Origin of the sequence: Rhodococcus sp. 06-156-4 (assembly GCF_002259345.1) — a bacterium.
Lineage (GTDB): Bacteria > Actinomycetota > Actinomycetes > Mycobacteriales > Mycobacteriaceae > Rhodococcoides > Rhodococcoides fascians_E.
This window is the reverse complement of sequence record NZ_NPGB01000028.1, coordinates 115,882-126,707: the sequence shown is the minus strand read 5'-3', so window position 1 is coordinate 126,707 and position 10,826 is coordinate 115,882. Positions and strand designations below refer to the sequence as shown.

General features: G+C 65.7%; 10 protein-coding genes. 5 read left to right on the top strand and 5 right to left on the bottom strand.

What is annotated here, in order from left to right; genetic code table 11:
• Positions 1 to 117 precede the first annotated feature (117 nt).
• From mihF to CH290_RS20475, 4 genes are all read left to right on the top strand, one after another.
• The gene (gene mihF / locus CH290_RS20490; protein WP_026347388.1) at positions 118 to 432 is read left to right on the top strand and encodes an integration host factor, actinobacterial type; all 315 of its coding nucleotides are present in this window, start codon (positions 118 to 120) and stop codon (positions 430 to 432) included.
• Between the two features lie 68 nt (positions 433 to 500).
• The gene (locus CH290_RS20485) at positions 501 to 980 is read left to right on the top strand and encodes a cation:proton antiporter regulatory subunit (protein ID WP_019662882.1); all 480 of its coding nucleotides are present in this window, start codon (positions 501 to 503) and stop codon (positions 978 to 980) included.
• A 4-nt stretch (positions 981 to 984) separates the two neighbouring features.
• Complete coding sequence (locus CH290_RS20480) at positions 985 to 2,142, top strand: cation:proton antiporter (RefSeq protein WP_019662881.1); 1,158 nt, start codon at positions 985 to 987, stop codon at positions 2,140 to 2,142.
• A gap of 83 nt (positions 2,143 to 2,225) precedes the next feature.
• On the top strand, positions 2,226 to 2,906 hold the full coding sequence (locus CH290_RS20475; RefSeq protein WP_170947543.1) for a GntR family transcriptional regulator: 681 nt from the start codon (positions 2,226 to 2,228) through the stop codon (positions 2,904 to 2,906).
• A gap of 36 nt (positions 2,907 to 2,942) precedes the next feature.
• On the opposite strand, the gene CH290_RS20470 is transcribed toward CH290_RS20475, so the two are convergent.
• Both CH290_RS20470 and CH290_RS20465 read right to left on the bottom strand, forming a co-directional pair.
• Positions 2,943 to 5,093, bottom strand: a complete 2,151-nt coding sequence (locus CH290_RS20470) for a 3-hydroxyacyl-CoA dehydrogenase NAD-binding domain-containing protein (RefSeq protein WP_019662879.1) — start codon at positions 5,091 to 5,093, stop codon at positions 2,943 to 2,945.
• Between the two features lie 10 nt (positions 5,094 to 5,103).
• Positions 5,104 to 6,315: an acetyl-CoA C-acetyltransferase gene (locus tag CH290_RS20465; protein ID WP_020111033.1), complete on the bottom strand. Its 1,212-nt coding sequence runs from the start codon at positions 6,313 to 6,315 to the stop codon at positions 5,104 to 5,106.
• Positions 6,316 to 6,600: 285 nt separating this feature from the next.
• Between CH290_RS20465 and CH290_RS20460 the strand changes: the two genes are divergently transcribed.
• Entirely contained in the window at positions 6,601 to 6,840 is a 240-nt protein-coding gene (locus CH290_RS20460) for a hypothetical protein (RefSeq protein ID WP_019662877.1), read from the top strand.
• A 102-nt stretch (positions 6,841 to 6,942) separates the two neighbouring features.
• On the opposite strand, the gene CH290_RS20455 is transcribed toward CH290_RS20460, so the two are convergent.
• The 3 genes from CH290_RS20455 to CH290_RS20445 all read right to left on the bottom strand — a co-directional run bounded on the left by CH290_RS20455 (position 6,943) and on the right by CH290_RS20445 (position 10,819).
• A complete protein-coding gene (locus CH290_RS20455) occupies positions 6,943 to 9,321 on the bottom strand; it encodes a DNA polymerase III subunit gamma and tau (RefSeq protein WP_033190217.1) in 2,379 nt (792 codons plus the stop codon).
• A gap of 85 nt (positions 9,322 to 9,406) precedes the next feature.
• Positions 9,407 to 9,982, bottom strand: coding sequence for an HhH-GPD-type base excision DNA repair protein (locus CH290_RS20450; protein ID WP_026347386.1), 576 nt, complete (start codon positions 9,980 to 9,982; stop codon positions 9,407 to 9,409).
• Between the two features lie 33 nt (positions 9,983 to 10,015).
• Positions 10,016 to 10,819 (bottom strand): transglutaminase-like domain-containing protein, encoded by an 804-nt coding sequence (locus CH290_RS20445; protein WP_026347385.1) that lies wholly within the window; start codon positions 10,817 to 10,819, stop codon positions 10,016 to 10,018.
• Positions 10,820 to 10,826 lie beyond the last annotated feature (7 nt).

Genomic DNA, 10,826 nt, shown 5'->3' with positions numbered 1-10,826 from the left:
TCGTCGAATCACACGCGTGTTGGTTCGATAGATTGTCGGAGCCACCAGGCACGATGCAAGAGGGTCGAAGACCATGTCAACAAAGCGACGGGTCACCACAATCGAGGAGAACAGGCCATGGCTTTACCAGTATTGACTCCGGAACAGCGCACCGCGGCTCTGGCCAAGGCTGCCGAGGCACGCACCGCCCGGTCGAAGCTGCTGGCCGCCGTCAAGTCCGGCGAGCTCAGCGTCGCTGACGTTCTCGCAAAGGCCGAGAACGACGAGATCGTGAAGAAGACCAAGGTGTCCGCCCTGATCAAGGCACTTCCGGGTGTCGGTTCGGTGCGCGCCGCACAGCTGCTCGAGCAGCTGTCCATCGCAGACACCCGCCGTATCGGTGGACTCGGCGCAAACCAGCGCGAGGCACTTCTGGCGGCTGTCGCGTCCTGATACGACGCTGGATCGGCCTGCAGGGTTATCGAGGACATATCTCGCTCGTGCGGGGCTAGCATTTCCCCATGAACGTCGAAGTGACCCTGCTGCCCGGGATCGGGGTGCGGAAGGATTTCGCCCTCGCATCCGGGCGCCGCATCGGTGTCATCACCCGCAAAGACGGGGCGAACGAGCTGATCGTTTCGCGTAAAGACGACCCCGACGCAACACAAGCGTCCATCACCCTGAGCAATGAGGAGGCGGCGGCGCTGGGCAACCTGCTCGGCACGCCGCAACTCATTGCTCAGCTCGGGGAAGAGCATCGCGACCTTCCCGGCATCAACACACGCCAACTGCCCATCAAACTGGGCTCGCGATTCGACGGCCGAACCCTCGGCGACACCACCATGCGCACCAAGACCGGTGTGTCCATCGTCGCCGTCATGCGCGCAGGCCAGGTGCAACCGTCACCCAATCCCGACTTCACGCTCGTCGCGGGCGACCTGCTCGTCGCCGTAGGAACCGCCGACGGCCTCGACGCCGCAGCCAAGCTGCTCGGCAGATAGCGACATGGCCGAGAGCGCGCTCGCGCTGATCGAACTCGGCGCGGTCTTCTTCGCACTAGGACTTCTCGCTCGCCTCGCCGGCAAGATCGGCGTGTCGCCCATCCCGTTCTACCTGCTCGGCGGCCTCGCATTCGGCAACGGCGGATTCGTCACCCTCGGCGGAATCGACGAATTCAGCGAAATCGCCAGCGAAATCGGCGTCATCCTTCTCCTGCTGCTCCTGGGGCTCGAATACACCGCCGCCGAACTCGTCACCGGACTACGCCGGTCATCGCTGGCCGGAATCGTCGACATCGTCCTCAACTTCACCCCGGGCGCGGTGCTCGCACTCGTACTCGGCTGGGGCGGCGTCGGCGCGCTCGTCCTCGGCGGAGTCACCTACATCTCGTCGTCGGGAATCGTCGCAAAAGTCCTCACCGACCTGGGGCGACTCGGCAACCGCGAGACGCCCGTCGTCCTGTCGATCCTCGTGTTCGAAGACCTGGCGATGGCGATCTACCTGCCGATCCTGACAGCGGTGCTCAGCGGCGTCAGCTTCCTCGGCGGCCTCGAAGCGCTCGGCATCTCCCTGCTCGTCATCACCGTCGTGCTCGTCGTCGCCCTGAGGTACGGACGATTCGTGTCCGCGATCGTCGACAGCCCAGACCGCGAAGTCGTGCTGCTCAAAGTGCTCGGCTCCGCGCTCCTCGTCGCCGGAATCGCCTCCGAGCTGCAAGTCTCCGCCGCCGTCGGCGCGTTCCTCCTGGGAATCGCGATCTCCGGCTCGACGGCCGACAACGCCACCCGCGTACTCGAACCCCTCCGCGACCTGTTCGCAGCAATGTTCTTCGTCGTCTTCGGACTACAGACCGACCCCGCGACAGTGCCACCGGTACTCGGCTGGGCACTACTGCTGGCCGCCGTCACCACCATCACGAAAGTGATGACCGGCGCATGGGCCGCCGGACGTCAGGGCATCGGCAGACCCGGACAACTCCGCGCCGGCGCCGCCCTCGTCGCCCGAGGAGAATTCTCGATCGTGATCGCAGGCCTGGCCGTCGCAGCCGGAGCCGTCGAAGGCGAACTCGCCGCCCTGGCCACCGCCTACGTACTGCTCATGGCCGTCCTGGGTCCAGTAGCCGCACGAGTCATTGCAGCTCCACCCGCAGTCCGTGCAGACTGACAACCCATCATTCCGCAGGCTCCCCTCCTGCTTCGACTCAGTCATTCCGCAGGCTCCACTCCTGCGACGCCTAAGCTGACCGAATGGCCCAGCAGCGTCGATCACCAGCGGACGGTGCCCCCGCATTGCGTCGGCGCCCACAATTGTCCGAAGACGTCGCCAACCACGTGCGGCACATCGTCATGTCCGGCGCGGTCCGTCCGGGCGACTTCATCCGACTCGACGAGACGGCTGCCGAACTCGGTGTCAGCGTCACCCCGGTCCGCGAAGCACTGCTCACGTTGCGGGGCGAAGGAATGGTGGAACTGGTGCCGCACCGCGGCTACGTCGTCTCCCCGCTCACGCCCGAGGACATCGTCGACATCTTCTGGCTACAGGGACAGATCGCAGTCGAACTGGTCCGCCGGGCGGCACCGAAGATCACCGACGACGTCGTTGCCGAGCTGGAGAAGTTCAACAAGTCCCTGGCCGCGGCGGTGGAAAAGAATCAGGCCGAGGAAGTCGAGATCGCCGAGTTCGAGTTCCACCGGGTTCTCAATCGCCTCACCGGTGCAACCAAGCTGGCGTGGTTTCTCAACAACGCCACCCGCTACACCCCCACCCGGCTGTACGCGTCGGATCCGGAATGGGGGCGAGCGGCGGTGCGTAATCACGAACAGTTGATCGACGCTCTCCGTGCGGGCGACGTGGATGCGGCCTGCACGCTGATGCGCCGACAGTTCACCGATGGCGCGGAACGCCTGATCGCGTACCGCGCCCTGTGAGTGGAAATGTGTCCCAGGGGACACATTTCCACTCACCTAACGGAGCGAGTCCGGCGCGGTGAACCGCTCGCCGTACTTGGCAGCCAGCTCGTCGGCACGCTTGACGAACGCAGCCTGACCGAGGGAACCGTCCTGGGCCTCGTAGCCGACGATGTACTGGTGCACACCACCGGTCCAGGCCGGGTAGCCGATGCCGAAGATCGAGCCGATGTTGGCGTCGGCGGTGGTGTTCAGGACACCCTCGTCGAAGCACTTCTGTGTCTCGATGGCCTCGATGAACAGCATGCGCTCCTTCAGATCCTCGAACGGGATGTCCGCGGTACCTGACTTGAACGCGTCACGCAGGCCAGGCCACAGGCCGGCGCGCTTGCCGTCGGCGTACTCGTAGAAGCCTGCGCCCTTGGCCTTCGACGGACGCTCGAACTCGTCGACCATCTTGTCGATGACTGCGCCGGCCGGATCCTCGGGAGGAGTTCCACCCGCGGCCTTGATGGCGTCGTAGGTCTCCTTGCGGATCTTCTGCATCAGGTTGAGCGTCAGCTCGTCCGACAGCTGCAGCGGCGCCGCCGGGTAGCCGGCCTGCAGACCTGCCTGCTCGATGGTCGACGGCTCCACACCTTCACCGAGCATCGCGATGGCCTCGTTGATGAAAGTGCCGATGACGCGCGAGGTGAAGAATCCGCGGCTGTCGTTGACGACGATCGGAGTCTTCTTGATGACCTGTACCAGGTCGAAGGCCTTCGCCAGCGCAGCGTCCGACGTCTTCTCGCCGCGGATGATCTCCACCAGCGGCATCTTGTCGACGGGCGAGAAGAAGTGGATTCCGATGAAGTCCTCCTGACGCTTCACGCCCTGAGCGAGGCTCGTGATCGGCAGCGTCGAGGTGTTGGAACCGAGCAACGCCGACGGGTCGACGAGGTCCTCGATCTCCTGGAACACCTTCTGCTTGAGCTCCTCGGATTCGAAGACCGCCTCGATGACGAGATCGGCGCCTTCGACGTCCTTGGCATCGGCGGTCGGATGGATCCGCGCGAGCAGCGCGTCGGACTTCTCCTGAGTGGTCTTGCCACGCGAGAGTGCCTTGGCCTCGATGGCCTCGGAGTACGCCTTGCCCTTCTGCGCGGATTCGATGGCGACGTCCTTGAGGACCACCTCGATGCCCGCTTTGGCACACACGTAGGCGATACCGGCGCCCATCATGCCTGCACCGAGCACTGCGACCTTGGTGAACGTCGTCTTCTCGATGCCGTCCGGGCGGGACTTGCCTGCATTGATCGCCTGCAGATCGAAGAAGAACGCCTGGATCATGTTTTTCGATACCGAGCCGGTGACCAACTCGGTGAAGTAGCGGGACTCGATGGTCGACGCATTGTCGAAATCGACTTGAGCGCCCTCGACTGCGGCCGACAGGATCGCGCGCGGCGCCGGCATCGGCGCACCCTTGATCTGCTTACGCAGGTTCGACGGGAACGCAGGCAGGACGGCAGCGAGCTTCGGGTTCGACGGGGTGCCGCCGGGGATCTTGTAGCCCTTGACGTCCCACGGTGCGACGCCACCCTCGGGGTTGGCCTTGATCCACGCCTTCGCCGCGGGCACGAGGGCGTCGATGCTGTCGACGAGCTCGTGCACGAGGCCGATCTCCAGAGCCTTCTCCGGACGGAACCGGGTGCCCTGGGCGAGGACCGTCATGAATCCGTTCTGGATGCCGAGCAGGCGCGTGATGCGTGTGACGCCACCGCCACCGGGCAGAAGACCGAGGGATACTTCGGGCAGACCGAGCTGAACGCCCGAGACATTCGCGGCGATCCGGTGGTGGGTCGCAAGAGTGATCTCGAGTCCACCGCCGAGTGCAGCACCGTTGATCGCGGAGACGACGGGCTTGCCGAGCTTCTCCAGGCGTCGCAGCTGCGCTTTGACTTCCTGCACCTCGTCGAACACGCGCTGAGCGTCCTCGGGCTTCGCGGTGATGAGGCTGTTGAGGTCACCACCGGCGAAGAACGTTTTCTTCGCCGAGGTGATCACGACGCCGGTGATGGAGTCGAGTTCCTTCTCCAGCCGATCGACGGTCGCGCCCATCGAGTCCTTGTACAACTGGTTCATCGTGTTGGCGCCCTGGTTGGGGTCGTCCATCGTGAGCACGACGATGCCGTCGGAATCCTGGTCCCAGGTGATCATGTTTTCGCTCATGGTGTGTTCCTCAGACTCGCTCGATGATGGTGGCAACGCCCATGCCGCCGCCGATGCACAGGGTGATGAGTGCGTACCGGCCGCCGCGACGCTCGAGCTCGTCGAGCACGGTTCCGGTGATCATGGCTCCGGTGGCGCCGAGCGGGTGGCCCATCGCGATGGCTCCACCGTTGACGTTGAGCTTCTCGTTCGGGATCTGCAGATCCTTCTGGAAGCGAAGGACGACGGACGCGAACGCCTCGTTCAATTCGAAGAGATCGATGTCGTCGACGGTCAATCCTGCGGTTGCGAGAACCTTCTTCGACGCGGGCGTCGGGCCGGTCAGCATGATCGTCGTGTCTGCACCGGAGGTGGCCGTCGCGACGATGCGCGCACGCGGAACCAGGTTCAGGTCCTTGCCTGCCTGCTCGCTACCGACAAGGACGAGGGCTGCACCGTCGACGATGCCGGAGCTGTTACCACCGGTGTGGACGTGATCGATCTTCTCGATCCAGTGGTACTTCTGCAGCGCGACGTCGTCGAATCCACCCATCGCAGCGACACCGGTGAAGGCCGGGTTCAGTTTGCCGAGCGATTCGACCGTGCTGCCCGGACGCATGTGCTCGTCGTGGTCGAGGATCAGCAGGCCGTTCTGGTCGGTGACCGGTACGACGGACTTGGCGAAGTAGCCACCCGACCATGCAGCGGCGGCACGCTCCTGCGACTGCACTGCGTAGGCGTCGACGTCTTCGCGGCTGAACCCCTCGATCGTCGCGATGAGATCGGCGCCGATGCCCTGCGGCGCGAAGTACGTGTCGTAGTTGGTGGCCGGATCCATCGCCCACGCGCCGCCGTCACTGCCCATCGGGACGCGGGACATGGACTCGACACCACCGGCGATGACGACCTCGTCCCAGCCGGAACGCACCTTCTGCGCAGCCAGGTTGACGGCTTCGAGGCCGGACGCGCAGAACCGGTTGAGCTGGAATCCGCCCACGGTGTCCGGCATCTTCGCGGCCAGAACCGCGGTGCGCGCAATATCGGCACCCTGATCGCCCACCGGGGAGACCACACCGAGGATCAAGTCGGAGATGCGGTTCTCGTCGAGGTCGGGGAACCGTCGACGCAACTCGTCGATCAGGCCGGTGACCAGCGAAATGGGCTTGACGGAATGCAGTGAGCCGTTCTTCCCCTTGCCGCGTGGGGTCCTGATGGCTTCGTAAATGAACGCTTCTGTAGTCACAGCGCGGTCGTTCCTTCCACGTACTTCTGACTCGGCGGCGGCACCCGAGGGCGCCGCAGGACTCGAGGATCACACCTCGGCTCCTCTCACACTAGAACGCGGTACACAACCCGGTGAAGGACCGAAACGAGCGCGGTCCGTGACCGGCGCGTGCGTTTCAGCTCGACGAGACAGGGGTAGAGATAGCATCACCACTCGGGGGGATATGGGAGTGGAGCCAGCGGAACGAACCGGTTCCACAGAGTGGAGCCTGCGGGGGAGGTTCGAGCTCGGCCAGTTACGGAGATGATGACCATGGACACCCAGAAGCCGCTCGCGGTCGGAGCGCACGTCAAAGTGCGCTACAGCTCCGATTCTTCCCTGCCACGCGACCAGTGGCCCAAGGAATCAGGCGTCGTCAAGGAAGACTTCGGTGAGCAGACGGCATCGGTCGACCGCACCTGGGCCCGGGCTCACCGCTACGCCGTCGCCCTCGACGACGGCCGACTCGTCTTCGTCGACCCCGAGGACATCGAAGCAACCTGACCAAGGTCGGTCATGTGGTCGACTCAGCACCCTTTCTACCGACCCAGCACGCCTTCTATCCGCGGACTGGGCGTGTCAGCTCGGCAAGAAGGGTGCTGACTCCTACTCCTTGAGCGGAGTTGCTCCGAGTTCTGCCTGCAGCAGTTCCATGGCCACCGTTTCCGGGTCGCGCCGCACCGACGGGTCGGCAGGTTCGGCGGCCGCTTTGAGCAGCTCTTCCTCGTCCTCCGGTGTTTCCGGGGGCGGTGGACCGGCCGGCTCGGGGTCGTCGGGATAGTCGGGCGCCTCGGGGGGCGGTATGTCGTCGTATCCGTGGTCGGTCGCTCCCGACTCCCGCGCCGTCGAAGCCGGCTTGTTCGCCTGGCTCGGACGCGAGAACTTGGTCGGAGGCGCTTTCGGAGGCTCGGGCGCGGCCTTGGCGACCGGAGCTTCCTCAGCAGGAGCTGCTGCTCCGACGACGCACGTCACCTGCCAGTCGACACCGAACACATCACGCAGCGCATCCCTGATGACGTCGGCATTCCGTCCTTCCTGCAGCCGCTTCGCGAGCGGCGCGGAATCGTGGCCGAGCGTGATCGAGCCGTCGCTCACCGCTCGAACCGAGGCACCGGACAGCATGACCTCGACCGTGCGGCTGCGCTCGCGCACCTTGGCTCGGACCTCGGACCAGACCGCACGAATCGCCGCGGCGTCCGGCTGAGTGGACGCCGCCGCAACCGGCTCGGGCTCCGGATTCGGTACTGGTTCAGGGGCTGGTATCTGTTCCGGGGCAGGCTCGGGCTCGACCGGCGCAGGGAAGTCGAACGCGCGGGTCGGTTCGGCGACCGGACGCTCGGGCTCTACGGGCGCCGCTTCAGGTTCCGGGGTCGGCTCGGGTTCCGGGGTCGACACAGGCTCCGGAACAGGCTCGGGTTCCGGGGTCGGCTCGGGGTCCTGCTGCGGCACCGGAGTGGGCTCGGGCTCAGGAGTGGGTTCGGGCTCGGGCTGCGGCGTCGGCTCGGGTTGCGGCGTCGGCTCGGGTTGCGGCGTCGGCTCGGGCTCAGGAGTGGGCTCGGGCTGCGGCGTCGGCTCGGGCTCAGGAGTGGGTTCGGGCTCGGGCGTCGTCGGAATGCTGGCGGCAGGTGCCGGAGGGACTGCGGGAGCGGTCGGAACCACGGGAGGTACGTCAGGCGCGGGCGCTGCAGGCTCGGGGGCCGCAGCCGCCCGTTGGGACGGCCGGACGAACTTGGGCGGTGTGTCGTCGACCGGCGGCGCGCTGGGGGTCGACGGCTCAGCACGACGCTGCGGAGCCTGGTCGACGGCTGCTTGCTCGCCGGCGGGCAACGTGACGTCCAGGCGCCGCTCGAGACGCTCGAGACGCTGCAGCACAGCAGATTCGGCGTCGGATGCCGAGGGAAGCAGCATCCGCGCACACATGACTTCGAGCAGCAGGCGCGGTGCGGTGGCGCCGCGCATCTCCCCCAGACCGGCGTGGATGATCTCTGCATAGCGCGCCAGGGTCGCCGAGCCGATGCGGCCCGCTTCGTCGCGCAGACGTTCGAGAACGTCACCGGGAACATCGACCAGCCCGCGCTCACCTGCGTCGGGGACGGCGCGCATGAGGATGAGGTCGCGGAGCCTTTCCAGCAGGTCCGTCGCGAAGCGGCGCGGATCGTGTCCGGCGTCGACCACTTTGTCGACCGTCCCGAACAGTGATCCACCGTCCCCGGCCGCGAGTGCATCCACGGCTTCGTCGATCAACGCGACGTCGGTGACGCCGAGCAGGGACAGTGCCCGCGGATACGTGACGCCTTCGGGTCCTGCGCCTGCGAGCAGCTGGTCCAGCACGCTCAGCGAGTCACGCGGCGATCCGCCGCCGGCTCGAATCACCAACGGATAGACGGGATCCTCGACGGGGACAGATTCCTGCGCGGTGATCTTCTCGAGCAGCCCACGCATGGTCGACGGCGGGAGCAGCCGGAACGGGTAGTGGTGCGTACGCGAACGGATGGTCGGGAGCACCTTCTCCGGCTCCGTCGTCGCGAAGATGAAGACAAGGTGCTCCGGCGGCTCTTCGACGACCTTGAGCAGTGCGTTGAAGCCTGCTGTCGTGACCATGTGGGCCTCGTCGATGATGAAGATGACGTAGCGCGATTCGGCGGGCGCGTAGACCGCCTTGTCTCGGAGATCTCGTGCGTCGTCGACGCCACCGTGGCTTGCCGCGTCCATCTCGACGACGTCGAGGTTGCCCGGCCCACCCGGCGCGAGAGCGACGCAGGAGTTGCAGACGCCGCACGGCGTGGACGTCGGGCCTTCGACGCAGTTCAGCGACCGCGCGAGGATGCGCGCCGACGACGTCTTACCGCAGCCTCGGGGCCCGGAGAACAGGTATGCGTGGTTGATCCGATTGGAGTTGAGCGCGGTGCTCAACGGTTCGGTTACGTGCTCCTGCCCGACGACCTCAGCGAACGTCGCAGGACGGTACTTCCGGTAGAGAGCCACGCATGGAAGGGTACCGGCGCGCACCGACACCGGCACAACCCCGTCGGGCGGTCGAGCATGCCCGCCGCCATGGCCGGAGCGCGTCTCACTTGTTCTTCGCGGCTGCCTTCGCTGCCTTCTTGAACTCGCGGACCTCGAGCAGGGATTTCTCGTCGACGACATCGGCGATGGAACGCCTGGAACCGTCGTCGCCGTAGGCCCCTGCGGCGTCCCGCCAGCCTTCGGGAGTGACGCCCATCTGCTTCCCGAGGAGCGCGAGGAAGATGCGGGCCTTCTGGTCGCCGTATCCCGGTAGTGCTTTCAGCCGCTTCAGAACCTCGGCGCCGTTCGGGTCGCCGCGACGCCAGATCTCGTCGGGTTTGCCGTCGTAGTTCTCGGCGACGAACTCCGCGAGACCCTGAATCCGCTTGGCCATCGAGCCCGGAAAGCGGTGCACTGCAGGGGTCGTCGCGCACACCGCGGCGAACTCGTCGGGGTCGGCCTGCGCGATGGTGTCGACCTTCAGGTCACCGAGACGGTCGACGAGTTTCTTCGGGCCCGCGAATGCCGATTCCATGGGCACCTGCTGATCCAGCAGCATCCCGATGAGCAGCGCGAACGGGTCCTCGGCCAACAACGCGTCGGCTTCCGCGTCGCCAGTCAGATGCAAGGTGGGAGACATGTCGTCGATCATGCCACCTGTGGATCGAGGCTCCTAGGTGATGGATACCAGTTGAGTGATGTCGTCGAAGGGCAGTGGTCCGTCGACGACGGCCCCGACGACTGCGTTGTTGAGCGTGATGGAACCGCCGTGGTTGTCGAGGAATGCCGTGTCCGCGGCGTCACGACCGGTGGCGATCCGCACCAGCGTCGACCGCGGAGCCAGGCACGTCGCGTCGACCACACGCCACTGGCCGTCGACGAATGCCTCGGCGACGGCGTGGAAGTCCATGGGGTCGCATCCGGGTGCGTACACCGCGACGAGCCGTGCCGGTACGTTCACCGCACGCAGCAACGCCACGACGAGATGGGTGTAATCCCGGCACACACCTGCACCTGCGAGGAGGGTGTCCACTGCACCGTCGATCGGGTCACTGCTTCCCGGAACGTAGTTGAGCCGTGAGCCGACCCAGGACGACACCTCGGCGAGCAATTTCTCCGACGCCGCGTAGGAACCGAATTCCGTTGCCGCGAAACCGAAGAACTTGTCGGCCTCGGCATATCTGCTGGGACGTAGATACAGCGAGAGATCGTAATCCGACACAGGCGCCGGGTCGGTGTTGCCGTACACGGTGGCCGAGTACGACACCTCGAGCTTTCCGACGCCCGCATGCAACTTGTGGATTCGGGTGCCGTGCGCGCCGCTGATCTCCTGGAAATCGACCGGCTGGCCATCGAGAGTGAACGACAGCGCTTCCCACACTTCGGCGCCCGGGTGTGGAGCGATGGCGATCTGGAATTCCAGGGTGCTCGCCTCGGTGACGTCCACGTCGAGGTAGGCCGAGACTTCGCGTTTCATTGTGATG

Excerpts from the sequence above, each read along its gene's own strand:
- mihF (WP_026347388.1), top strand. The coding sequence starts at position 118 with ATGGCTTTACCAGTATTGACTCCGGAACAGCGCACCGCGGCTCTGGCC.
- CH290_RS20485 (WP_019662882.1), top strand. The coding sequence starts at position 501 with ATGAACGTCGAAGTGACCCTGCTGCCCGGGATCGGGGTGCGGAAGGAT.
- CH290_RS20480 (WP_019662881.1), top strand. The coding sequence starts at position 985 with ATGGCCGAGAGCGCGCTCGCGCTGATCGAACTCGGCGCGGTCTTCTTC.
- CH290_RS20475 (WP_170947543.1), top strand. The coding sequence starts at position 2,226 with ATGGCCCAGCAGCGTCGATCACCAGCGGACGGTGCCCCCGCATTGCGT.
- CH290_RS20470 (WP_019662879.1), bottom strand. The coding sequence starts at position 5,093 with ATGAGCGAAAACATGATCACCTGGGACCAGGATTCCGACGGCATCGTC.
- CH290_RS20460 (WP_019662877.1), top strand. The coding sequence starts at position 6,601 with ATGATGACCATGGACACCCAGAAGCCGCTCGCGGTCGGAGCGCACGTC.
- CH290_RS20450 (WP_026347386.1), bottom strand. The coding sequence starts at position 9,982 with ATGTCTCCCACCTTGCATCTGACTGGCGACGCGGAAGCCGACGCGTTG.
- CH290_RS20445 (WP_026347385.1), bottom strand. The coding sequence starts at position 10,819 with ATGAAACGCGAAGTCTCGGCCTACCTCGACGTGGACGTCACCGAGGCG.